24 protein-coding genes are annotated in these 22,679 nt (G+C 37.4%); 14 read left to right on the forward strand and 10 right to left on the reverse strand.

Translation table 11 applies throughout. The annotated features are described in order from the left end of the window. Window positions 1-119: 119 nt before the first annotated feature. Entirely contained in the window at window positions 120-755 is a 636-nt protein-coding gene (gene rsmG / locus MKJ01_RS11310; RefSeq protein WP_241614109.1) for a 16S rRNA (guanine(527)-N(7))-methyltransferase RsmG, read from the reverse strand. Between the two features lie 91 nt (window positions 756-846). Between rsmG and MKJ01_RS11315 the strand changes: the two genes are divergently transcribed. From MKJ01_RS11315 to MKJ01_RS11330, 4 genes are all read left to right on the forward strand, one after another. Then, window positions 847-2,040, forward strand: a complete 1,194-nt coding sequence (locus tag MKJ01_RS11315) for a pyridoxal phosphate-dependent aminotransferase (protein ID WP_241614108.1) — start codon at window positions 847-849, stop codon at window positions 2,038-2,040. 650 nt (window positions 2,041-2,690) lie between these two features. After that, window positions 2,691-3,323 (forward strand): peroxiredoxin, encoded by a 633-nt coding sequence (locus MKJ01_RS11320; protein ID WP_241614107.1) that lies wholly within the window; start codon window positions 2,691-2,693, stop codon window positions 3,321-3,323. 125 nt (window positions 3,324-3,448) lie between these two features. Continuing rightward, window positions 3,449-3,754 carry a thioredoxin family protein gene (locus tag MKJ01_RS11325; protein WP_241614106.1) on the forward strand — a complete coding sequence of 102 codons (306 nt, stop codon included), beginning with the start codon at window positions 3,449-3,451 and terminating at the stop codon, window positions 3,752-3,754. Between the two features lie 2 nt (window positions 3,755-3,756). Continuing rightward, window positions 3,757-4,005: a hypothetical protein gene (locus MKJ01_RS11330; protein ID WP_241614105.1), complete on the forward strand. Its 249-nt coding sequence runs from the start codon at window positions 3,757-3,759 to the stop codon at window positions 4,003-4,005. Between the two features lie 147 nt (window positions 4,006-4,152). Here MKJ01_RS11330 and MKJ01_RS11335 read toward each other — a convergent pair whose 3' ends face one another. The 3 genes from MKJ01_RS11335 to MKJ01_RS11345 are packed head-to-tail and all read right to left on the reverse strand — an operon-like array spanning window position 4,153 to window position 6,420. Beyond that, window positions 4,153-4,839: a Bax inhibitor-1 family protein gene (locus tag MKJ01_RS11335; protein ID WP_241614104.1), complete on the reverse strand. Its 687-nt coding sequence runs from the start codon at window positions 4,837-4,839 to the stop codon at window positions 4,153-4,155. A gap of 58 nt (window positions 4,840-4,897) precedes the next feature. Then, window positions 4,898-5,347 (reverse strand): hypothetical protein, encoded by a 450-nt coding sequence (locus MKJ01_RS11340; RefSeq protein ID WP_241614103.1) that lies wholly within the window; start codon window positions 5,345-5,347, stop codon window positions 4,898-4,900. A gap of 38 nt (window positions 5,348-5,385) precedes the next feature. Then, on the reverse strand, window positions 5,386-6,420 hold the full coding sequence (locus tag MKJ01_RS11345) for an acyl-CoA reductase (protein ID WP_241614102.1): 1,035 nt from the start codon (window positions 6,418-6,420) through the stop codon (window positions 5,386-5,388). A 59-nt stretch (window positions 6,421-6,479) separates the two neighbouring features. On the opposite strand from MKJ01_RS11345, the gene MKJ01_RS11350 reads away from it, so the two are divergent. The 7 genes from MKJ01_RS11350 (at window position 6,480) to MKJ01_RS11380 (ending at window position 13,718) form a co-directional block, all read left to right on the forward strand. Then, window positions 6,480-6,830 carry a 4Fe-4S dicluster domain-containing protein gene (locus MKJ01_RS11350; protein WP_241614101.1) on the forward strand — a complete coding sequence of 117 codons (351 nt, stop codon included), beginning with the start codon at window positions 6,480-6,482 and terminating at the stop codon, window positions 6,828-6,830. A gap of 119 nt (window positions 6,831-6,949) precedes the next feature. Continuing rightward, a complete protein-coding gene (gene serC, locus MKJ01_RS11355; RefSeq protein WP_241614100.1) occupies window positions 6,950-8,014 on the forward strand; it encodes a 3-phosphoserine/phosphohydroxythreonine transaminase in 1,065 nt (354 codons plus the stop codon). Between the two features lie 121 nt (window positions 8,015-8,135). Further along, window positions 8,136-9,098: a D-2-hydroxyacid dehydrogenase gene (locus tag MKJ01_RS11360; protein ID WP_241614099.1), complete on the forward strand. Its 963-nt coding sequence runs from the start codon at window positions 8,136-8,138 to the stop codon at window positions 9,096-9,098. Between the two features lie 3 nt (window positions 9,099-9,101). Next, window positions 9,102-10,346, forward strand: a complete 1,245-nt coding sequence (locus tag MKJ01_RS11365; protein ID WP_241614098.1) for a DUF1015 domain-containing protein — start codon at window positions 9,102-9,104, stop codon at window positions 10,344-10,346. A 52-nt stretch (window positions 10,347-10,398) separates the two neighbouring features. Continuing rightward, window positions 10,399-11,805, forward strand: coding sequence for a M28 family peptidase (locus MKJ01_RS11370; protein ID WP_241614097.1), 1,407 nt, complete (start codon window positions 10,399-10,401; stop codon window positions 11,803-11,805). 52 nt (window positions 11,806-11,857) lie between these two features. Next, a complete protein-coding gene (locus MKJ01_RS11375; protein ID WP_241614096.1) occupies window positions 11,858-12,322 on the forward strand; it encodes a hypothetical protein in 465 nt (154 codons plus the stop codon). A 25-nt stretch (window positions 12,323-12,347) separates the two neighbouring features. After that, window positions 12,348-13,718 (forward strand): M20/M25/M40 family metallo-hydrolase, encoded by a 1,371-nt coding sequence (locus MKJ01_RS11380; protein WP_241614095.1) that lies wholly within the window; start codon window positions 12,348-12,350, stop codon window positions 13,716-13,718. 548 nt (window positions 13,719-14,266) lie between these two features. On the opposite strand, the gene MKJ01_RS11385 is transcribed toward MKJ01_RS11380, so the two are convergent. The 5 genes from MKJ01_RS11385 to MKJ01_RS11405 form a co-directional block, all read right to left on the reverse strand. Continuing rightward, window positions 14,267-15,430: an aspartyl protease family protein gene (locus MKJ01_RS11385; protein ID WP_241614094.1), complete on the reverse strand. Its 1,164-nt coding sequence runs from the start codon at window positions 15,428-15,430 to the stop codon at window positions 14,267-14,269. A gap of 292 nt (window positions 15,431-15,722) precedes the next feature. Further along, complete coding sequence (locus MKJ01_RS11390; protein ID WP_241614093.1) at window positions 15,723-16,298, reverse strand: hypothetical protein; 576 nt, start codon at window positions 16,296-16,298, stop codon at window positions 15,723-15,725. A 165-nt stretch (window positions 16,299-16,463) separates the two neighbouring features. Next, entirely contained in the window at window positions 16,464-17,501 is a 1,038-nt protein-coding gene (locus MKJ01_RS11395) for a peptidylprolyl isomerase (RefSeq protein ID WP_241632612.1), read from the reverse strand. An 81-nt stretch (window positions 17,502-17,582) separates the two neighbouring features. Further along, window positions 17,583-18,092, reverse strand: a complete 510-nt coding sequence (locus tag MKJ01_RS11400; protein WP_241614092.1) for an FKBP-type peptidyl-prolyl cis-trans isomerase — start codon at window positions 18,090-18,092, stop codon at window positions 17,583-17,585. 267 nt (window positions 18,093-18,359) lie between these two features. After that, window positions 18,360-19,430 carry a branched-chain amino acid aminotransferase gene (locus MKJ01_RS11405; protein ID WP_241614091.1) on the reverse strand — a complete coding sequence of 357 codons (1,071 nt, stop codon included), beginning with the start codon at window positions 19,428-19,430 and terminating at the stop codon, window positions 18,360-18,362. 84 nt (window positions 19,431-19,514) lie between these two features. Between MKJ01_RS11405 and mnmD the strand changes: the two genes are divergently transcribed. Then, the gene (gene mnmD, locus MKJ01_RS11410) at window positions 19,515-20,192 is read left to right on the forward strand and encodes a tRNA (5-methylaminomethyl-2-thiouridine)(34)-methyltransferase MnmD (protein ID WP_241614090.1); all 678 of its coding nucleotides are present in this window, start codon (window positions 19,515-19,517) and stop codon (window positions 20,190-20,192) included. Between the two features lie 149 nt (window positions 20,193-20,341). Continuing rightward, window positions 20,342-20,758: an NUDIX domain-containing protein gene (locus MKJ01_RS11415; protein WP_241614089.1), complete on the forward strand. Its 417-nt coding sequence runs from the start codon at window positions 20,342-20,344 to the stop codon at window positions 20,756-20,758. Window positions 20,759-20,790: 32 nt separating this feature from the next. On the opposite strand, the gene MKJ01_RS11420 is transcribed toward MKJ01_RS11415, so the two are convergent. After that, window positions 20,791-21,495 carry a DUF4294 domain-containing protein gene (locus MKJ01_RS11420; RefSeq protein ID WP_241614088.1) on the reverse strand — a complete coding sequence of 235 codons (705 nt, stop codon included), beginning with the start codon at window positions 21,493-21,495 and terminating at the stop codon, window positions 20,791-20,793. 53 nt (window positions 21,496-21,548) lie between these two features. Here MKJ01_RS11420 and MKJ01_RS11425 point away from each other — a divergent pair, with 53 nt between their 5' ends. Then, window positions 21,549-22,625, forward strand: a complete 1,077-nt coding sequence (locus tag MKJ01_RS11425) for a M42 family metallopeptidase (RefSeq protein WP_241614087.1) — start codon at window positions 21,549-21,551, stop codon at window positions 22,623-22,625. The last annotated feature ends 54 nt before the right edge of the window (window positions 22,626-22,679 follow it).

Consider the following 22,679-nt stretch of genomic DNA (forward strand, 5'->3'; position numbering starts at 1 on the left):
TGCCGGCAATATTTTTGCCTATTACTATTAAATTCAAATATATTGAATTTTAATATCAAATATTACGGTATTCCGGATTTTAAAATTAAAATTTAATCAAAAGGGGGTTATCAGTTTTATTAGGAGTTAAAATTGCCTTTTGATAAATACACCACTTTTTTGGTGTCAAAAAACTCTTCATCAAAATAATTCTTAAGATTAAAAATTTCACATTTAATACCGGCAAGTTCTTCCGCAAGATCACCACCTTTTAAATATAAGATTCCGTTATGTTTAGGATTAAACTGTTCTTTTTCAAATTTACCTTTCAGCCATCTTAAAAATTCCGGCATCTGTGTTACGGCACGGCTTACTACAAAATGGAATTTTTCTTTCAGTTTCTCCGCTCTTCCGTGAATGGCTGTTACATTGGTTAATCCCACTCCTTCAGCCACTGCATTGACAACGCTTATTTTTTTTCCGATAGAATCAATTAAAGTAAACTCTGCCTCAGGAAATAAAATAGCCAATGGGATTCCGGGAAATCCACCTCCCGTTCCGATATCCAGAACCTTGGTTCCCGGAGCAAATCCCATCACTTTGGCAATTCCTAAAGAATGTAAAATATGCTTTTCATACAGAGATTCCATATCCTTTCTTGAAATCACGTTGATTTTTTCATTCCATTCCTGGTATAAACCTTCAAGTTTATTGAACTGTTCAATCTGATTTTCTGTAAGATCCGGAAAGTATTTTAATAGTAACGTTGTAGACATGTGAAATATTATAAAAAGCAAAAATAAGTTTTTATTCACATTTTATTCAAATTAAGTTTTTATTATATATTTGTTCAAATGCAAAAAAATTATGAATAAACTTTCAGACAGAGTCAATAGATTAGGCTACTCGCAGACTTTTGTCATGTCAAATAAGGCCAGAGAGATGAAAGCTGCCGGAATTAATGTGATCAGTTTAACTTTAGGGGAACCTGATTTTGACGTTCCTGACACTATAAAACAGGCTGCTTTTGATGCCATTAACCAAAACTACAGTCACTACTCTCCTGTTCCCGGATTTTTAGAACTTCGTGAAGCCATCTGTGACAAACTGAAAAGAGATAATCATTTACAATATAAACCCACTCAAATCTGTGTATCAAACGGTGCCAAGCAGGCTATTTTAAATGTTCTGGCAGCGCTTCTCAATGATGGAGATGAAGTAATCCTTCCGAATCCTTACTGGGTAAGCTATGATGAAATGGTAAAAATGATGGGGGGAACTTCCGTAATGCTTCCGACCTCTTATGTTACCGATTTTAAAATTACTGCCGAACAGCTTGAGGAAGCCATTACGGATAAAACAAAGGCTGTATTGTTCAGTTCTCCGTGTAATCCTTCCGGTGGATATTATACTTACGACGAATTGAAATCCCTGGCAAAAGTTATTGCCAAATATCCTTATGTCACTGTAATTTCAGATGAGATCTACGAATACATCAATTATGAAACAAAAACAACATCTATTGCACAGTTTCCTGAAATTTACGAACAAACAGCTGTGATCAACGGAATGTCAAAAGCTTTCGCAATGACTGGCTGGAGAATCGGATACTCCGCATGTCCGGAGTGGCTGGCAAAGGCTTGCGAGAAAATTCAGGGCCAGATGACCAGCGGTGCAAATACGATGGCACAGAGAGCTTCAATTACCGCTCTGAAAACCGATCCTTCGGAATATCGGTATATGATCGATGCCTTTAAAAAAAGAAGGGATCTGATGTATGATTTAATCAAAGAAATTCCGGGCTTTAAGGTCGTACTGCCGAAAGCGGCATTTTATTTTTTTCCTGATATATCCTATTATATCGGAAAAACTTTAAACGGAACAATCATTAAAGATGCTGATGATTTTGCCATGTTTCTTTTAGAAAATGCTTATGTTGGATGCGTCGGCGGTGTTTCCTTCGGAAGTCCTGAATGCATCCGGTTTTCTTACGCAGCATCAGAAGAAGATCTGATTGAAGCGATGGGAAGAATTAAAAAACTATTGGAGAAATTTAATTAAGATACTTGAACCGTGTAAAGTTCAAGTATTTGTTCTAATTGCTTTAAAAAAGGTTTTTATGATTGCAATGATAAATAAAACCGTCTTAAACTTATAAGACGGTTTTTTAATATCAATAGTGATAAGTATTGTTTGTCACACAACCTGCTACAGGGCCGCCACAAGCTTGTTCACCTGCAGCTAAAATGTCTGAAGTTAAAACTGAATCAACATCTTTTTGGAGACATGCTGCATACACAATGTGCTTTGCTGCGTTCAACAGCAAATTTCCCTCCAGAAAGTAATCTTAAATCCTCTCTTGATAATTTTTCAAATTTTTCATAAATAATAATTTTAGAAATACTAACTATAATATACAAAATCTAAATTTTGATATATTTCAACGACTTGAGAATTATTTCTATAGAATCCGCTTTTACTAATAATATTTTGGGGAAAGATCACTAAAATAGATATCAAGAAATTATTTGAAGTTTATAAATCTAGTTTTCTAAATATTTAATATTGAAAATATAATTCCTTAATCAAGTCATTTTCCTTTATATAATCAAAAATGGTTATAGATTTTATTTATTAATCATACATTGTTCAATAGACGAAATAGCAATATATTTGCACTAGAAAAATTTAAATATAAAAACAAGAAAATTATGTCTTTAGTAGGAAAAAAATTCCCGAATGTAGCGATTGATGCTATGTCTGAAATGGGTGACGATTTAAGGATCAACATCTTCGAAGAAGCAACAGCTAATCAGCAGAAAGTTCTTTTATTCTGGTACCCGAAAGATTTCACTTTCGTTTGTCCGACTGAGTTACATGCTTTCCAGGAGGCTTTAGGTGAATTTGAAAAAAGAAACACCAAAGTAATCGGTGCTTCTTGTGATACCAATGAAGTACACTTTGCATGGCTGAATGTATCAAAAGATAATGGAGGTATAGAAGGGGTTACTTATCCGCTTTTGGCTGACACGCACAGACAGCTGGCTAATCTTTTAGGAATTGTTGATCAGGATTTCGAATATAATGATGAGGGTGAAGAGGTTTTCACAGGCTCAAACGTTACCTACAGAGCAACATATCTTATCGACGAAACAGGAAAAATTTTCCATGAGTCTGTAAACGATATGCCTTTAGGAAGAAACGTAAAAGAATATATCAGATTAATTGATGCTTATACGCATGTTCAGAAGCATGGTGAAGTTTGCCCTGCCAACTGGGAAGAAGGAAAGGAAGCAATGAAAGCAGACAGAAATTCTACCGCTGAGTATTTAGCAAAAAACTAATACAATGTGTTAATTTGAAGATGAGATAATTTGAAAATTAATCCTATGATTATTAAGAATTATCTCATTTTCTATTTTATCCTCATTTTCAAATTATTAAATTACCAAATTTTCAAATTAATAAAATGTATACAGAATTAACAGAAGATACCTTACAGAATATTGTAAATGATAATGAAAAGGTTGTCGTTCAGTATGGAGCAACCTGGTGTGGCAACTGCAGGATTATGAAGCCGAAATTCAAAAAGCTGGCTTCTGATAATGAAACCATACCTTTCCTTTATGTAGATGCTGAGAAATTACCGGAAAGCAGGAAGTTAGCCAAGGTTGACAATTTACCTACTTTTGCCATTTTCAGAAACGGAGAATTGGTCAACCAGGTTCAGACCAACAAGGCAGAAAGTTTAACCGAGTTATTTAATGAATTGTAATTATGAAGTTACCTATCATCAGACAGTTTTATCAAAACCAAAGCCCGGAAAATCTTGAAAAGACACTGGAAGTTTTAGAAAGCTTCTGCGAATTCAGAGGAACCGGTGAAGAAGATCTTAATGTAGCAGGAGAATTAATCACCAACATCTGCGGAGCGCTTGAGGTTCATGCTGCCGTACAGAACGGAATGAGCGAAAAGGATGCTTTAAATTCTTTTGCCCAAAAGGTTTTAGGGTCAATTGACAAATAATTCAAATTAAATATTGAAAGATTTTAATATTTAAAAATTTCCAAGGAATCAATATTCTTGGAATAAAAAATCCCGATGGAGAACATCAGGATTTTTTGGGTTTATTAAGTTTATGATAAAGTCATACCTTTAAATTCATAATTCTTATCAGCTTCTTCTGCTCATCAGAATGCTCAGGATATACCAGAACAGGAGCATAATCGAGGCAAACAGCTGTAAAGAAGCACCCACGTACTGATTGGTAGCGTAGGAATCCTTAAGCTTGCTTGTTTGGTAAAGAATGGTTGCAGAAGCAAGAATTACCATTCCTACTGAAAACCAAAGGCCTAAATTAAAGCTGAAAACCATACCGCCAACGATCAGCCCCAGAGCAATGAATCCTCCGATCACAATAATATTCCTGAGAAAAGAAAAATCCCTTTTTGAAGTGAATGCCACGGTTGAAATCCCTGCAAACATAGCAATTGTTAACATTGCAGCCTGGAATATTACCTGAGGTCCGGCATACAGTGTAGCAATCTTGATAAGCGGAAGGAAAATCACAGCTTCCAGTAAGACATAAAATCCTAATCCGAAATACTGAGTGGATTTGCTTAAAGAAAGTGACCATTTGGTCGCCAGAACCGAAGCCAGCCAGAATACCCCGATAATCAGCAGCCAGAGATATCGCTGTGCAAACATGGCATAGATCAGCTGATCCGGAATGGTTTGTAATAAAACAGTCTCAACCCCGATAAAGGCTAGGATTGCTAAAGCAACGTGCAGATACGTTTTTCTGTAAAAGCCCGCCTTTTCTACATCCGAAGAATGTGCGACTAAAACATCTGTCATCATAGTATTTTAAGTTTAATTAATTTGATTATTTAATTCTGCAAAATATTTTATTGCCTTCTTACTTTGCATATTCCGGTTTCACACCAAGAATCTTTCCGTCATTTTCAAAAATTACCGTGATAATATCCCTTGGCGGATCTAGTGTATCATCGGCATATTTATACTGGATGGCAGGATAGGTTTCGTTATCCATTACTTTCTGATAACCGGATTTATATACTTCGGTTTTCCTTTCAAAGCTGATGCCTCCCGATAATTTCTGAATAATATTATCATTGACAACATCTTTAACCTTATCAGAAATGAGGCTGCTGACAGCATTCTTATCGGAAGCCTTTAAAGCTGCAACAAATTTTAAAAATGAATGGTTGTATAGGTCAATTTTATCTTTACTCAGCTCAGAAGTGAGTTCAGTTTTCTTGCTTTCAACGATTTTTACACTGCTTTTCTGTTGGGAAAAGCTTAGCTGAAAAGCCAAAACGGCAACTGCCAGGATTATTTTTTTCATATCGAATGTAATAATGGTTGACAGCAAGATACGAAGAATTATATTACTGATAAAAATTTCATTGTATCGACATTATCTGCATAGGTAGCTAAACCGGGACTTTGTGCTTCACCTGGTTTCACAGAATCCAGACCTAACTCATTTTTAGCAACCACACATTGAATATGTTCCTCATTTTCTTCAATAAAACTTTTCACATTGTCCAGGGATGAATATCTGCTGAAATTAATCACAGAAAGCGGGCTGAAAAGTTTTTCATCCTCCTTCAGCATTACAAAATTATTATCCCAGAACTTATCCTGGTTTAAAAGATAAACTGCACGGTTATAATCGTAGTTATTTGCATATTTATGATGATTGATAATATCCTGAAAATTTAAAAAACTTTCAAAAAGGCGGTCTATAAGAAAATCATCAGGAATAAAAAGTCTGGTTACATTCCTGCATCCCAATCCGAAATACCGGAAAATATCGTTTGCCAGAAGCTGTAACTCTTCATCAGTTTCATCCCCTTTTAAAACAGCCACTGAAGTCCTGTTTTTTCTGATGATGTGTAAATAGTTTTTAAAATAATATTCCAGATACCTCGCGGTGTTGTTACTTCCCGTAGCAATTACCGCATCAAAATTCTCCAGCTTTTCCACAAATTCATATTTGATCTGCCCGTCAGAAAACTCTTCCCATTTTTTTAACAGAAACGGAACCATATAGCGGTCTTTGGAAGATAGTTTAATCACAGGAATATGATTGCTCAAAATAACGGAAATAATATCATGAAAGCCAACAAGCGGAATATTTCCGGCTAAGATCAGTCCTACTCTTTTTGACGTTTTCGAAATAGAATATTTCTTAAGCCAATTGCTGATGTTTTCATGAGTCAGAAGATCTGCCCATTGCCTAAAGGCAAATTTCTGATTCTCAATAGTGAACCAGGGATTTTCAATTTCGGTTTTTTTAATTAAAAGTTCAAAATCAAAATCTTTATCATTATAATCTTCCGGATTTTCATCTAAAAACTCTGTTATATAGCTGCTAAGACGTATAAGTCCTAAAACTTGATTTTCAGTATTCATAATTGCTGCAAAATTGGGGAATATTTTGTAATTTTGTGCAAATTTAAAAAAAATTAGCGATGGCTATTAAAATAACTGATGAATGCATTAATTGCGGCGCCTGTGAGCCGGAATGCCCGAATAATGCAATTTATGAAGGAGCAGTAGATTGGAAAGCTTCAGAAGGCACCGAACTGAAAGGTACGGTAACCATGCCGTCCGGATTAACAATCAATGCGGATGATCCACAGGAGCCTGTAAGTGATGATGTATATTTTATTGTAACGGATAAATGTACGGAATGCAAAGGCTTCCATGAAGAGCCCCAATGTGCGGCAGTTTGCCCTGTTGACTGCTGTGTTCCTGATGAAGACCATGTGGAATCTGAAGAAACACTGCTTAATAAAAAAGCATTCTTACACGGAGAATAAAACCTGCCGTCTCAATCACCATGAGGCGGTTTTTTGTATATATACGTCACAATTATTTTATAAGAACAACCAAAAAGCTGTAAGAGAAAAGTTTTTACAGCCAACTAAAAAATAAAAATATGAGCAAAAAGCATAACTTCAGCGCAGGACCATGCATCTTACCTCAGGAAGTATTCGAAAAATCGGCACAGGCGATTTTGGATTTTAACGGAATCGGACTTTCCCTTCTTGAAATTTCGCACAGAAGCAAGGATTTCGTAGCCGTTATGGATGAAGCCCGAGCTATTGTGAAAAGACTGATGAATTTGGGCGATGATTATGAAGTCTTGTATTTGGGAGGCGGTGCAAGCCTTCAGTTTGCCATGGTTCCTTACAACCTGATGAAAGTGGGCGGAAAAGCAGCGTATACTGATACCGGTACCTGGGCGGCAGGAGCGATTAAAGAAGCTAAAAAAGTAGGAATGGTAGATGTGGTAGGTTCTTCAAAAGATCAGAACTACAATTTCATTCCAAAAGACTATACCGTAGGTTCAGAATATGATTATTTTCACTGTACTTCCAATAATACGATCTATGGAACCCAGATGAAATCATTCCCTGAAGTGGATACTTTGATGGTCTGCGACATGAGTTCAGATATCTTCTCCAGACAGCTGGATTTTTCAAAATTTGATCTCATTTATGCAGGAGCTCAGAAAAACATGGGTCCTGCCGGTGTCACATTAGTAGTGATTAAAAAGGAAATTCTGGGGAAAACGGGAAGAGAAAACATGTTCTCCATTCTGGATTATTCCCAGCATATTGCCAAAGAATCCATGTACAATACGCCGCCGGTATTCCCTGTATACGCATCATTGCTTACCCTGCAATATCTGGAAAACAACGGAGGAATTGCTGCAGCTGAAGCCAGAAATACAGCCAAAGCACAGCTTTTATATGATGAAATAGACAGCAATCCTTTATTTGAAACGTTCTGTGTAAAAGAAGACCGTTCCCTTATGAATGTCTCTTTCAGATTAACAGACGAAAGCAAAAAAGAAGCATTCGACAATGCATGGAAAACAGCAGGAATCAGCGGACTGAACGGGCACCGAAGCCTCGGCGGATATAGAGCGAGCCTCTATAACGCGATGCCTATTGAAAGTGTGCAGGTACTGGTAGATGCCATGAGGTCTGTAAAGTAATGTAAAGAATAAGAAACAGAGATTAAAGGAAAAAAACATTATTTTAAATTTTCTTAATTTGCAAGATGATTTAAAGTTTTAAAGATCAAATTTTTTAATCTTCAAATCAAGATACGAAACCATGAAAGTTTTAGCAAACGATGGAATTTCTGCAGCAGGTGAACAGGTACTAAAAAATGCCGGAATTGAGATGCTCAACCACAGGGTGGCACAGAATCAGTTAATCAGTTTCATCAATGAACATAACGTTACTGTTCTTTTGGTAAGAAGCGCGACGAAAGTGCGACAGGATCTTATTGATGCCTGTCCGGGGCTTAAAATTATCGGCAGAGGCGGAATAGGAATGGATAACATTGATGTAGAATACGCAATAGAAAAAGGACTGTACATCATCAATACCCCTACTGCGTCTTCAAAATCGGTGGCGGAACTGGTGTTTGCCCATTTCTTTTCCCTCGCAAGGTTTCTTCATGAATCCAACAGGCTGATGCCGCTGGAAGGGGAAACTCATTTCGATGCCATGAAGAAGTCTTTCAGTAAGGCATACGAACTTTCAGGAAAAACGTTAGGCGTAATTGGTTTTGGAAGCATCGGACAGGAAGTAATTAAGATGGGGATTTCTCTGGGAATGAAAATTAAAGTACTCACCAGAAAGCCAAAAACGGAAGTGCTTACCCTCAAGTTTTTTGACGGTCAGACAGTCAGTTTTGAAATTACTTCAGACAATGATATGGATGCCTTTCTCAAAGAAGCAGATTTCATCAGTATCAATACGCCGAAAACAACAGGATATATCATCGACACGCCCCAGTTTGAGAAAATGAAAGACGGAGTATATATCGTAAATACGGCAAGAGGCGGTGTCATTAATGAAGTAGCGTTGATCGATTTTATCGAATCTGAAAAAGTAGCGGGTGCCGCATTGGATGTTTTTGAAAATGAGCCACGTCCGGAATTACCGCTGCTGATGAACCCTGCGCTGTCACTTTCCCCGCACATCGGTGGAAATACGGTGGACGCACAGGAAAAAATCGGGATCGAATTAGCAGAACAAATTATTAAGATAAAAGAAACTATACAATAAAATATGCCTATTTTTAAACCTTTTCGTGGAATACGACCTCATAAAGATCATGAGAGCACCTTCCCTACCCATCCTCTTGATAACTTCACTCAGGAAGAAATAACGGAAAAAGCTCAAGTTGAAGATACTTACATCAATATGATAAAACCTTATGTTGTAAGTAAATCCAAGGATATCGACAGAAATTTAAGAAAAATCCGGTCGACCTTTGAAGAACTGATGGATGAGAAAAAACTCGTTCAGGACAATTCTTCCTACTATCTTTATGAGCAGATTTATCCCACAAAACAGGTTTTTAGAGGACTTTTGGGCCTGACCAGTATTGAAGATTTCTGGAACGGCAAAATCAAAAGGCACGAAAGTACGATTCCACAGAAGAAGGAAAAGCTTGCTCATTATCTTGAGAAAGTAAATCTTCAGGCGGAGCCTGTACTGCTTACTTATGCGGCTAACTCCAAGATCGAGCTCCTTATGAACCATGAGGAAAAAAATGTTCCGATATTCAATCATGTGGATACCAAAGGAATCAGGCATAAAATCTGGAGAATCGACAACCGTCTGAAACTTCAGCAGTTTAAAGAAGTCATTGACCAGATTGATTCTTTTTATATTGCGGATGGCCATCACAGGATCGGATCCACAGCACTTAACGCAAAGCATCAGAAAGCCAAAAATAAGAGACATAATGGTACCGAGCTTTACAATTTTGTTTACAGTTTCATTGTTTCTAACCAATCCATTAAAATCCACGATTATAACAGAATTGTAACAGATACAAACGGGCTTTCCAACGAAGAGTTTCTGAAAGAACTCGAAAAATATTTCCTGATTCATGAAAAAGGGGAAACGGCATATTTTCCCTCACAGAAATTCCACATTTCGATGTACCTGGACGGAAAATTTTATTCCCTTCACGTGAAACATGACCTGCGTTCACAGGAAATGTCGCTGGATAATCTTGACCATCATCTTCTGGATAAGTTTATCTTTAAGAATATCCTTAAAATCGAAGACCCGGACAGCTCTGAAAAAATTGCTTATGTAAAAGGGACTTCAAATCTGGAAGGCATCTCTTTAATCAAAGAAAAAATAGACAGCGGCGAAGGCAAAGTAGGATTCGGGATCTATCCGGTAAGCTTTAATGATATGATTAAAATTTCGGATCTTAAGCTGAGTATGCCTCCCAAATGTACTTTCATAGAACCTAAACTGATTACCGCCCTGCTCATGTACGACATGAAACAGTAAAATATAATCAATTTTTCCTTATTTTTAGCCACAGAAAAAAGGTAAATAAAAAATGAAAAAAATCTTCATTATCATTCCACTCTTTTTGGGTGGATTTTTATTTTCTCAAAAAAAACCTCAGAAAAAACCAGCAAATAAGACCGGAATTGCCGTCAAACTTAATTATCACGATGAATTTAAGAAGATCTCGGACGAAATCATGACCAACGGCAGGGCGTATGATAATCTCGGAGAACTTACGAAAGGCATCGGGACACGCTTCAGCGCTACTCCGGGATATACGAAAGCAGTAGAATGGGCAGAAAAGAAGTTTAAAGAAATCGGTATTGAAATGATCTGGAGACAGGAAGCCAAAGCACCGGTCTGGATAAGAGGAAAAGAATCACTGCAGATAAAAGCAGAGAACGGAGACTGGAAGAATATCAGAATGCTGTCTTTCGGAAATTCTGAAGGAACGGGTGGAAAAGATCTGACTGGCGAGATTGTTATGCTTACAAGCACCGCTGAACTTAATGCGTTATCAATAGGCCAGCTGAAGGGCAAAATTGTTTTCGTAAACCTTCCCATGGATCCGAGGATCATCAATACGAGTGATTCTTATTTAGCTACGGCAAAATCAAAGCTGATCTCTGCCTCTGTTATTGCTAAAACAGGAGCAAAAGCTTTAATCATCAGATCTTTAACCACCGCTAATGACGATACGCCGCATGCTAAGATGATTTATTATGAAGCAGACGATAAAATAAAGATTCCTGCACTGTCTATCGGGGTAAAGTCTGCAGATGAACTGGAAAAGATGCTGAAAAAACAAAAAGTAACGGCAAAACTCAATATGAATGCCGAATCCAGAGGCCAGACAACCAATCCCAACATCATCGCTGAAATTCCGGGTAAAAAGGATGCTAAAGTTATTGTTTTGGGAGCACAGCTGGATTCCTGGGATTTTGGGGAAGGTGCTACTGATGACGGTACCGGAGTGGTACAATGTATTGAAGTTTTAAGGACGCTGAAAACACTCGGTTTTGAAAATAACCATACAATCCGTGTCGTATTGTATGCCAACAGCGAAAATGGCGGCCAAGGCCGTGAGATGTATGCTGCTTACGTGAAAAGGAAAGATGAAAAACATATTTTTGCACTGGGTACCGATGCAGGAGGCTATTCGCCAAGAGGCTTTTCACTGGATATGTCTGCGCAACGGAGAAAGCTGGTTTTCGGCTGGAAAAACTTTTTCCTTCCGTACGGCGTATATGATTTCGACCAGACAGAGGCCATTCAGGATATTTCACCTTTGAAAAAACTGGATATTCCGTTGGCAGAACTTGTGGTGGATACGCAGAGATATTTTGATTATCATCATTCTATAGAAGATACTTTTGACAAAGTAAATAAAAGGGAACTTCTTCTTGGTGCCGTAGCCATGACCCAAATGATTTTGATGGTTGATAAAAACTGGTAAATATTTACATATTGGTCAACTTTACATTTTAAATACAAAATAACTTAAACCTATGGAAATTGTCAAACTTCATCTTGATCCTCAGTTTCTTGACGATAAAAAAACAGCTGTACTTTATCAGCAGATTCAGACCCTACTGAAGCTGATTGAGCAAAAGCAGATCCCGGTTAAGACAGTGGAAATCATCAACCGGAAAATCATGGATATCAATTTCATGTCTTTTCAACATGCAAATGTTTACAAGCCACTAAAGCAAATGCAGACGGATATGATCAAGCTTCTTGAAAAAGACCATAAACTCGTACCCAGGAATTACTATAGGAATATATGGCTTGCTGCTGGCATGGGAGCATTCGGATTGCCGATCGGAGCAGCGTTCGGACTGTTAATAGGGAATATCGCACTCCTAAGTATCGGATTACCAATCGGAATGGCTATCGGAGTCGGTTTGGGCACATCACTGGATAAAAAAGCAGCAGCAGAAGGCAGGCAGCTGGATATCGAAATCAGGCATTAAATTAGTTGACGCAGGTAAAATGATTATGAAAGAAAAAATAGTAAAGCATATTGTGTATACTGCATTGTTCTTAAGTGGAATAATGATCAATGGCCAAAACGGAAAAGATTCCCTTCAGTTTGAAAAAATTTCTACTGAAATATTAAATTACGGAAAAGGCTATACGGAATTAAAAGATTTAACAAAAAATATCGGTCACCGTTTAAGCGGTTCAGAATCTTATGAAAAGGCTGTGCAATGGGCTGCCCAGAGACTTCGTGGTGCAGGAGCAGATAAAGTATGGCTTCAGGAAGTCATGATTCCGGTCTGGATAAGAGGAAAAGAATCGCTACAGATCAGAACTGCAAAGGGGGCGTGGAAAAAACTAAAAATGCTTTCTTTGGGAAACTCCGAAGGAACAGGAGGAAAAGATGTTTCCGGTGAGATCATTATGGTACGCTCGATGAATGAGTATGAAAAGCTGTCTGCGGACCAGGTAAAAGATAAAATCATTTTCTTTAATTATCCATTCAGCCAGTCTTACGTAGAAACTTTCAGAGGATATGGTGATGCTGCGAAATACAGGACGACAGCCGCTTCCCTGACAGCAAAAAAAGGCGGAAAATTTGCAATGATCCGTTCACTTTCTTCCGCTTTCGACGATATTCCTCACACCGGAGCGATGCGCTATGATGGCGAAAATAAAATTCCTGCGGTGGCTATCGGGAGCAGTACTGCTGATGAACTGGCAGATCTGTTAAAATCAGGGACAATCACAGCGAAACTTAATTCCAACTGCGGCATGAAAGTTGAAAAACTGTCTCATTCCGTCATTGGAGAAATTACCGGTAAAAAAGATCAGAGTGTGATCGTAGTCGGCGGGCATCTTGATTCCTGGGATGTAGGAGAAGGAGCACATGATGACGGAGCAGGGATTGTACAGAGCATTGAAGTTTTGAGAACGTTTAAAAAATTAGGAATTCAGAATAACCATACCATCAGGGTCGTTTGTTTTGCCAATGAAGAGAATGGGGTCAAAGGCGGGATCCAGTACGGAAAAACGGCAAAAGACAAGAATGAAAAACATCTATTTGCAATAGAATCTGATGCAGGAGGATTTACGCCGAGAGGAATTTCCCTGAATATGGATGACACTAAAAGAAAACAGATCCAAAGCTGGAAAGATCTTTTCCTACCTTACGGGGTTTATGATTTTAAAGAAACGTACTCAGGAACCGATCTTTATCCGCTTCATGACATGGGCATCCCGACTGCTGAACTGTTTCCGGATTCCCAGCGGTATTTTGATATCCACCACACAGAAGAAGATACTTTTGAAAAGGTGAACCGCAGGGAATTACTGCTCGGAGCCGTCGCCATGACACAGCTGATTTACATGATTGATAAGAATTGGTAATAATAAGGAAACCGCCTTTTATCGGTGGTTTTTGTTTTTTCGCTGTTAATGAAGATCATAAAAAACCATATTGAACCAATGCCTTATTCCTCCGAAATGCCAGTTAGCATCTGTTTTAGTCACTTCTTTCAGGTAACGGGCATTTTTATTTTGGAATGAAACATCGGTCGGTTATCCTTAACTTTTTGAAAATACTCAATATCAAAATCTGATTTTCTAAAATACTCTATTTCAATGATGGTTTCAGATTTTTTGGCTTTAAAAACATATAAAAACAACATCATACAGATCAAAATATTCCGCTTCTAAATTTTCAATAATGTTTTCAAGGGGTTGCTGTGTTTTCTGCTTATTAAACTTAATTTTTAAATTTGCTGCTTCAATGCTATTCTCTGCTTTAATCTCACTAAAATCGGTTAAAATAAAAGAATTGTTTCGGGATAGCCGATTCCTGTAGTATTTTCAGCCAGGATAAGCAGGTTATCCAGACAAATATTAATTTCTGATCTCAGATGTTTTGAAATTATTTCATCCATGTCATTCAACAATCAATTCAGATATTCTTTTCGTTCCAGCTTAAAATCCAGGATCTGGCCATCTCGTTTTATTCTCATATCAATTGTTTTCTGATCTTTCTCAATTCTGTTAATGGTATAATAACAGACGGAGTCGTTATTGAGGTTTTCCAGATTGGTAGAGTTAATGCTGATAATGGCATCTCCTATTTTTATTGGCAGGCCCTTATTATGAAATACAAAGGTCACCATCGGTTTTGCATCAATAAAGCGGTAACTGAATCCGAAAGATTCCAGTTTCGGACGCTCCGTATTAATGGGTTTCAGATAGATTTTATTGTTTTTCCAATCCAGAATGAAAGAATAATTCTTTAAAAATTCATTTCCCAAAAGATCTGAAATACTGGTGGAGATAATTTCATTATTAAAAACGGTATTTCCTAACCCCAAGGAATCGATACGGAAAATTTTACCATTGACAGGTTTTGCCGCGCCAAATGCCCCGATGGCTCTTGTTCCGTACGTTTCTATAACTTTATCCGATTTAGGATTATCGGCTTTATTCTCCGTTATTTCAAATCTGCCAGAAAATCCCGTATCGAATGTAAATTCTATATCTTTATCAAAGAACTTGGCCTTTACAACAGGCGTTTTCTGTGGTTTGGGTTCAAATGGAAGAATGATGGGATAATCTTTCAGGTTAAAAAGAGAAAGATCATTCGTAGCTTCCAAAGAATGTTCAGCATAATTTACTTTCCAGAACAGCTTGGCCATTTGGTTGGCTCCGATAATCCCGTCTACTTTCAGGCAACCCAGCTCAGCAGAGTTAAGATCGAGCACAAGAGCTCCCACTTTTCTGAAAACGATCTGATCAACAATCATTTCCGGAAGTTCTGTAAAGATCTGCTGCTCTATTTTGTCGTTAGAATCCTTTACTGAAGCTTTATATTTCCTTGTAAGTTCCAGATCGTTAAATACCGCATAAGAGATTACCGTCGGTGCGCCTGAATCAAACAGAAAATTATAATTTTTTCCGTTAATGCTCACCTTTACAAACGGCAGATTATTGTCAAATCTCATGTTCACTTTTTCAACAGCATTCTGAAGCCTTGCCTGTCCCTTTGTAAAGATTTTTTTTGCCTGCGCAGAAACGGTTAATGTAGAAAATATAAATATTGAGTATAAGATTCTTTTCATGTATCTAATTTGTACGAAAATAAGGCTTTTTATGAAGTTAAGGAAATGAGCACTTTTAGTATTTCTTCCGCAGAGAGTTTTATTCTCAATTAAATTTATCCTTTACCGATGGAATCAAGGGATTTCAATAAAAAAAGCCTTCCGGAATAAATAACGGCTTTCAAAATCAATTATACTTCTAAAGCTTGTTTAAAATATAATTCTTAATCTTATTTTTTTTGAATATAAGCGTTCAGATGCAGCAGATTTTATTTGCATTTATATTTGCGAGAGATTATAAGTGTAAACAGGCTTAAAATTTATCCAGAATTTTCTTCGGCAACACCTTTACCAACCGCGGTTTGTATCCCTCTTCAAGAATGACAAACTTCCAGGATTTCCGGTCTTTGGAAACGGCGCAGGCTTTCATGCTGGCATTGATCAGATATGATCCTTCACTGGCAATATATTTGACATTATTTTTACCGTATTTTCCAGTCATGGCAGCACTGATTTTCTTTTTCATGTCATCATTCATCGAACTGACATTGCACTTCAGCTTAAAAAAATAATTGACAATTGAAAAATATTCTCCGTTAATCAGTTCCGGCTTTTCAACAGTTCCAAATTTCAGATCGTTCACGTCAATTTTCATGAACGGATTATTATATGTCATGTTCAGCAGCTGGGTCATCTGGTCTTTCGGAACAATGGTAAAGAATTTCGGATAGATGCAGTTAACAGCCTGATCGATATTTTTCGTCTTAATGCTGTTTACAAAGTACGTAAGCGACTTTTTTATTGCGGCATCGTCAGGATTGGTTTTGGTCTGCGCAAAAGAGGCAAACGATAACAGCATAAACAGGAATAGAAATGATTTGGTTTTCATAAATAGGTAAATAGTATAAATTCTCAAATTGTTTTTAATAGAGTCTTAAACTTTTCGGAGACATCAATTATTAATTAAATCTGTCGCAGGACAGACCCAATCGTTACAGGTAAACTAGAAAAGCCATCCTTATGGACGGCTTTTCAAAATATCTTAAAGATTACATTACTTCACTTTTACAAGCTCAACATCGAATACCAACCATGCATTTGGCGGGATCACTCCTCCTGCTCCATTCGCTCCGTAACCCATTGCAGGCGGAATCAGCAAAGTAGCGGTTTCTCCTTCTTTTAATAAAAGGATTCCTTCGTCCCAACCTTTGATTACTCTTCCCATTCCGATTGGAATTTCGATCGGCTCATTTCTCTTGAATGAAGAATCGAATTCAGTTCCGTCTACCAGCTTTCCTGCGTAATGTACAGCGATATTATCTCCTGCTTTCGGAGCTTTTCCGTCAGTAGTTTTTGTGATTTTATAATAAAGACCGGATTCTGTTTTCTGCATTCCCGCTTTCAGGTTTTCCACCATCTTATCCTGATTGGCTTTAAACTCTTCTTCCTTCTTTTTTTTGTCCGCTTCTTCTTTAGCCATAGCCGCTTTGTTATTCTCAGCGATTTTAGACTTCCCTTCCGTAAATGTTTTAGCTGGATCGTAGTTTTTGTACTGGTCCCCCTTGCTGAACACGGAAACTTTTTCTAAAACAATATCGGTTTTTGGTTTATCCTGAGGGCCTTTTTCCACATTGGCAATCGCATCGATCACATCATCTCCTTTTACTACTTTACCAAAGATCGTATGTCTTCCGTCTAACCAAGGAGTGGCCACTTCGGTAATGAAAAACTGGGAACCATTGGTGTTAGGTCCTGAGTTCGCCATAGAAAGGATTCCTTTTCCTGTATGCTTAAGATCATTCTTCTCATCCTCAAATTTATATCCCGGATCTCCCATTCCTGTTCCTTGGGGATCTCCTCCCTGAATCATGAAATCTTTGATTACTCTGTGGAAAATGGTTCCGTCATAGAAAGGAACGCCTTTCGCTTTCGCTTTGTTATCGATTTTCCCTTCTGCAAGACCGATAAAGTTAGCTACCGTTACAGGCGCTTTCTGATCTTCGAATTTTACGATTAAGTTTCCTTTTGTTGTTTGAAGATTGGCATAAAGCCCGTCGTTAAGACCTTCGTAAGTTTCTTTGTCTACGTTCATTTTTTTATAAATTGGTGTACAACTCATCAGCGAAATGCTTGCCGCCGCCAGAATTATATTTTTGTTAAACAATTTCATGGATTATAATGCTTTTAATTTTATGATTAACGGGATATCATTATCTATTTTTTTCTCATCTCCATATGTTCCGTAACCTAATGCTGAAGGAACCAGAAGCGTGACCTCTTCACCGTCATGAATAAACCGTAACGCATCTTCTACTGCTTTCAGTTCATCGAAATGTCCGAATTTAGCATTTCTTCTTTCGATAGGCTGATCATAGATCTTCGTTTCATCAAAATCATACAGATCATAAGAATAGGAAATCGAAGTATTGTCCTGCCTTCTCTGTCTCTGGTCAAATCCCTGAACAGTGGTCCAGTAATTAAGCTGGGTTGGGTAAAATTTCACCGGCTGCCCGTTAATCCATTCCTGGATCTGCATTCTTTCCTGGCTATTAAGATTTTTCATTCTTTCCCTGGAAATATTGAGATCATCCTTGCTGAGAACACCACCGACAGGTGGATGAGTCTGCGCATTTTTGCTGCAGCTCCATAAGCCCAATATTGATATGAAGAGTATTTTTTTCATAAACTATGCGAAAATACACATTTCATGAATCAATTACAAAACTTCATGAATTTATTGATTCAAAACTTTAATGTTCCCTTATCTTATTTTTGGTGAGACTTGATTAAACCTTAACTTATATTTATTGTTTTACAAAGAAATAACTTTCTTTTATAAAAATAGATGGATAATATTTTTAGCAGGTTACAACTTCCAAAATCTGTAGAATTAAGACAAATAAAAAAGCCGGAGAATTTCCCCGGCTTTATACTCCTTTTTATTTTAAGACTAAACAGTTTCCATAACATGATCAACCAATACTCTCCATCCGAAAGGATCATCGGCAAGGTTCGTCTGCAGGTCAACCAAATCTTTCTTTAACGAAACTGCATAGCTTTCTTCGTCTGACAGTCTTGGCAATTCCAGCTTATCTCCGTTATACCCTAAAGCCTGGAAAACGGTAGTTACAACCGCTGTTCCTACGCCCCAAACTTCTTTCAACGTGCCGTTTTTCTGAGCTTCTATAACATCTTTTACCTTAATCGGTTCTACCTTTACCTCAATCCCTTTCTTTTTAGCAAGTTGGATAAAACTATCTCTAGTAACACCGTCCAGGATCTTTTCAGAAGTCGGCGGGGTGAAAATCGTATCGTTGATTCTTACAAATACATTCATCGTTCCGCTTTCTTCAAAATATTCATGGGTAGCATCATCTGTCCAGATAATCTGCTCGTATCCCTCTTCGATAGCCAGCTGCGTAGGATAAAAAGAAGCCGCATAATTACCGGCAGCTTTTGCAGAACCTACTCCTCCGCTTGCCGCTCTTGAATAATGGTCTGAGATCTTCACAGAAACCGGCTCTGTGTAATAACTTTTTGCCGGTGTTGCTACAATTGCAAACATGTATTTATTAGCTACCCTCGCCTTCAAAGCTTCTTCAGTAGCAAAAATCAAAGGTCTGATGTATAAAGAATTGCCTTCTCCCGTTGGGATCCAGTCTCTGTCTAAGTCAACCAGCGCTTTCAGTCCGTCTAAAAATATTTCTTCAGTTACTTCAGGCATTGCCAGACGCTTTGCCGATTTATTGATACGTTCAAAATTCTTTTCGGGCCTGAAAAGGAAAACCTGTCCGTCTTTGTCTTTATAGGCTTTCATACCTTCAAAACAAGCCTGTCCGTAGTTTACTCCCATCATGGCAGGGGTAAATGCTAAAGGACCATAAGGAACCAACTTCACATCTCCCCACTTTCCATCTTCATATTCACAGATCACCATGTGATCGATGAAAGTATTTCCAAAAGAAAAATTTTCCGGATCGAATGTAGAAATTCTGGAGTTTTCAGTTTTTTGAATTATCATTTCTAAAATTTTTTATGATGTTCCACAAATTTAACATAATTTTCTAAATATAAAAATTTTAGAGTAAATTTGTAAAAAAATAGCTTGAAAAGAGAAATAAGAGCCACAAACGATGGAAGTAAAACACTGTTTATCAATGAATTGAATGAAAACTATCATTCTCATCACGGAGCCCTTCAGGAAGCCAAACATGTGTTTATTAAAAATGGACTTATTCTGATAAATGATTATGAAATTAATATTTTAGAACTCGGTTTTGGAACAGGTTTGAATGTTTTGGTAACAATTAATGAATATTTAAAAACTGACAAAAATCATATCATTAATTATTTTTCTCTCGAAAAATATCCCATAAATGAATCTGAAATGAATGATTTAGCCTATGCGGAGCTTTTTGATGACCAGGAATTTAAAAATATTTATCATAAAGTTCACAATGCAGATTGGGAAAAACCTGTTGAAATCATTAAAGGATTCCATCTTAAAAAGATCCAATGTGACTTCTTTGACCTGAAAAACATAGAGTTACCTCCGATTAATCTTGTTTATTATGACTGCTTCGGAGCAAGAGTACAGCCTGACCTTTGGGAAAAGCCGTTATTTGAACTGGTGGCTCATAAAATGAAGGTTAACGGATTATTAACAACCTATTCGTCAAAAGGAAGTGTAAGAAGAGTCCTGCAGGAGCTGAATTTTAAAGTAGAGAAAAAACAGGGGCCTCCAGGAAAAAGGGAAATGATAAATGCAATTAAGTTAAGCTGACATTCAATATTTAATCATAATCTGTTAAAAGCAGAAAGATTTACAATGATTAACTGCTTGTTTTATTGATCGGTTTTATCAAACACATGTCCCACACATCCATCCTGTTTTATCAAAATTTCTTACATTAGCTTTACCAAATATTATATATGATAGACAAGATTAACGTCAGAGCGTATGCCTGTGCTGTAAAAGACGAGAAAGTCCTGACTTTATTTGAAGAATACGCCGGGGAAGCTCTGATGAAGTTTCCGGGTGGCGGACTTGAATATGGTGAAGGGTTAGTGGAATGCCTCCACCGCGAATTTGATGAAGAGCTTAATGTAAAAATTGAAATTAAAGAACATTTGTATACTCAGGAAGATTTTCTGGTTTCTCGTTTCAGAGACAATGAGCAGTTGCTTACCATTTATTATTTGGTCAATATTATCAATGAAGAAGATTTTCTGATCCTTGATCCCTGTATTGAAAAAACAGAATGGGTTGAGATTAACAGACCTGATAATCCCTTCCCTTTGCCGGTAGATAAAATCGTATTTGATAAACTGAAAGAAAAATTCCTGTAAGCCACTGCCTACAGGAATTTTTATATGTTTGATTATTTGTAAACTTTAAAGTCCTTTGCTCCGGGATAAGGCTGCAGGTAGCCGGAATTCCAGTTGGACTGTAAGAGAGATTCCAAATACTGATCCGTTCTGTTAGCATGAGGATCATATTTATCCTTGATATCGATATCCGCCATCTTTCCTTTTACGTTCCACCAGAAAGCACTCCATCCGCCTCTCAGTTCTTTAATGATTTCATACACGTTTTTTCCGGTTGCCCGGTTCATCAGTTTGGCAAAAATCTGGCCTTCTGTTGTAGTAAGATCTCTTAGCTGCTTTTCGTACTGATCGGCGAGCATATTTTGTCTGTCTTTTACGTATTTTCTCTTCGACTTACTGTCCAGATCAGTCATATCCTTCTGAATATCCCGGTATTGTTGCAGAGCTGCTACAAACAAAGGATACACCCGGTATAATTTTTTATTAAGAAACAGATAATAATTTCTATCGAGCTGATTATTAAATTTCGGTTTATTGATCAATACCAGCTCATCCATCACGACTACGGTTTCACCATTAATCTCATACACCTTCATTTTCTGTCTCTCGTCGTAATAATACTTTTTACCAAACTCATCTGTTTTCAACAGTTCCTGAGGGTATTGGCTTAAAGGAATTGCAATAACAGAATCCCGCTGACCAAAGACTGAGGCTCCTAAAAAGAAAAGAAAAAGAGCTATAATCTTGTTAAATTTCATTATTTTTACACCTATTTACAGCAAAAATTAAACGCAAAAATCATTCCTTTTTTATGAAATTTGATAAGAAATCTATAAAATTTTTAGAAAAATATTTAAACACTTCATCACCAACAGGCTATGAACATGAAGGACAAAAAGTATGGATGGATTACATCAGGCCTTATGTTGACCGTATTGAAGTAGATCATTACGGAACCTGCTATGGAATCATCAATCCTGAAGCAGAATTTAAAGTAGTGATTGAAGCACATGCCGATGAAATTTCATGGTATGTAAATTATATTACGGATGACGGTTTGATTTATGTGATCCGAAACGGAGGATCGGATCAGACGATTGCACCTTCCAAAGTGGTCCATATTCATGGTGAAAAAGGAATTGTAAAAGGGGTCTTCGGATGGCCGGCGATCCATACCAGAAGTGCCAATCAAAACGAACCGACTCCGAAAATTGAAAATATTTTCATCGATTGTGGTGCTGTTTCAAAAAAAGAAGTGGAAGATATGGGGATTTATGTAGGTTGCATGATTACCTATCCTGATGAATTTTTTGAAATGAATGACCGGTATTTTGTATGCCGGGCGCTGGATAACAGAATCGGAGGATTTATGATTGCCGAAGTGGCCAGACTTTTAAAAGAAAATAAAAATACAATCCCATTCGGGCTCTATATCACCAATTCGGTTCAGGAAGAGGTGGGATTATACGGAGCCGATATGATTGCAGATACCATCAAACCGAATATTGCCATTGTCACAGATGTTACCCATGACACCACAACCCCGATGATTGAAAAGAAAAAAGAAGGCGATCAGAAATGTGGAGACGGGCCGGTAGTGTTTTTTGCTCCGAGCATTCATCATACCATCAGGGAATTAATTATTGATACGGCAAAAGACAAAAATATTCCTTTCCAAAGAGCTGCGGCAAGCCGGGCTACGGGAACTGATACCGATGCATTTGCTCATTCCAATGGCGGAGTACCGAGTGCACTCATTTCCCTGCCTTTGCGATATATGCACACTACAGTGGAAATGGTTTCTAAAGAAGATGTTGCAAACGTTATTAAGCTGATTTATGAAACTCTTCTGAAAATACAGCCGGAAATGAAGTTAAAGTACCACTAAAGACTATAAGATATCAGACAACAGATACAAGACTTGATACATTATGTCAAAAAC

The organism is Chryseobacterium sp. SSA4.19 (assembly GCF_022601875.1).
In the GTDB taxonomy this organism is placed as follows: Bacteria; Bacteroidota; Bacteroidia; order Flavobacteriales; family Weeksellaceae; genus Chryseobacterium.

What these genes read in the sequence shown, in the direction of transcription:
- rsmG (WP_241614109.1), bottom strand. Translation starts at nt 755, where the DNA reads ATGTCTACAACGTTACTATTAAAATACTTTCCGGATCTTACAGAAAAT.
- MKJ01_RS11315 (WP_241614108.1), top strand. Translation starts at nt 847, where the DNA reads ATGAATAAACTTTCAGACAGAGTCAATAGATTAGGCTACTCGCAGACT.
- MKJ01_RS11320 (WP_241614107.1), top strand. Translation starts at nt 2,691, where the DNA reads ATGTCTTTAGTAGGAAAAAAATTCCCGAATGTAGCGATTGATGCTATG.
- MKJ01_RS11325 (WP_241614106.1), top strand. Translation starts at nt 3,449, where the DNA reads ATGTATACAGAATTAACAGAAGATACCTTACAGAATATTGTAAATGAT.
- MKJ01_RS11330 (WP_241614105.1), top strand. Translation starts at nt 3,757, where the DNA reads ATGAAGTTACCTATCATCAGACAGTTTTATCAAAACCAAAGCCCGGAA.
- MKJ01_RS11335 (WP_241614104.1), bottom strand. Translation starts at nt 4,839, where the DNA reads ATGATGACAGATGTTTTAGTCGCACATTCTTCGGATGTAGAAAAGGCG.
- MKJ01_RS11340 (WP_241614103.1), bottom strand. Translation starts at nt 5,347, where the DNA reads ATGAAAAAAATAATCCTGGCAGTTGCCGTTTTGGCTTTTCAGCTAAGC.
- MKJ01_RS11345 (WP_241614102.1), bottom strand. Translation starts at nt 6,420, where the DNA reads ATGAATACTGAAAATCAAGTTTTAGGACTTATACGTCTTAGCAGCTAT.
- MKJ01_RS11350 (WP_241614101.1), top strand. Translation starts at nt 6,480, where the DNA reads ATGGCTATTAAAATAACTGATGAATGCATTAATTGCGGCGCCTGTGAG.
- serC (WP_241614100.1), top strand. Translation starts at nt 6,950, where the DNA reads ATGAGCAAAAAGCATAACTTCAGCGCAGGACCATGCATCTTACCTCAG.
- MKJ01_RS11360 (WP_241614099.1), top strand. Translation starts at nt 8,136, where the DNA reads ATGAAAGTTTTAGCAAACGATGGAATTTCTGCAGCAGGTGAACAGGTA.
- MKJ01_RS11365 (WP_241614098.1), top strand. Translation starts at nt 9,102, where the DNA reads ATGCCTATTTTTAAACCTTTTCGTGGAATACGACCTCATAAAGATCAT.
- MKJ01_RS11370 (WP_241614097.1), top strand. Translation starts at nt 10,399, where the DNA reads ATGAAAAAAATCTTCATTATCATTCCACTCTTTTTGGGTGGATTTTTA.
- MKJ01_RS11375 (WP_241614096.1), top strand. Translation starts at nt 11,858, where the DNA reads ATGGAAATTGTCAAACTTCATCTTGATCCTCAGTTTCTTGACGATAAA.
- MKJ01_RS11380 (WP_241614095.1), top strand. Translation starts at nt 12,348, where the DNA reads ATGAAAGAAAAAATAGTAAAGCATATTGTGTATACTGCATTGTTCTTA.
- MKJ01_RS11385 (WP_241614094.1), bottom strand. Translation starts at nt 15,430, where the DNA reads ATGAAAAGAATCTTATACTCAATATTTATATTTTCTACATTAACCGTT.
- MKJ01_RS11390 (WP_241614093.1), bottom strand. Translation starts at nt 16,298, where the DNA reads ATGAAAACCAAATCATTTCTATTCCTGTTTATGCTGTTATCGTTTGCC.
- MKJ01_RS11395 (WP_241632612.1), bottom strand. Translation starts at nt 17,501, where the DNA reads ATGAACGTAGACAAAGAAACTTACGAAGGTCTTAACGACGGGCTTTAT.
- MKJ01_RS11400 (WP_241614092.1), bottom strand. Translation starts at nt 18,092, where the DNA reads ATGAAAAAAATACTCTTCATATCAATATTGGGCTTATGGAGCTGCAGC.
- MKJ01_RS11405 (WP_241614091.1), bottom strand. Translation starts at nt 19,430, where the DNA reads ATGATAATTCAAAAAACTGAAAACTCCAGAATTTCTACATTCGATCCG.
- MKJ01_RS11415 (WP_241614089.1), top strand. Translation starts at nt 20,342, where the DNA reads ATGATAGACAAGATTAACGTCAGAGCGTATGCCTGTGCTGTAAAAGAC.
- MKJ01_RS11420 (WP_241614088.1), bottom strand. Translation starts at nt 21,495, where the DNA reads ATGAAATTTAACAAGATTATAGCTCTTTTTCTTTTCTTTTTAGGAGCC.
- MKJ01_RS11425 (WP_241614087.1), top strand. Translation starts at nt 21,549, where the DNA reads ATGAAATTTGATAAGAAATCTATAAAATTTTTAGAAAAATATTTAAAC.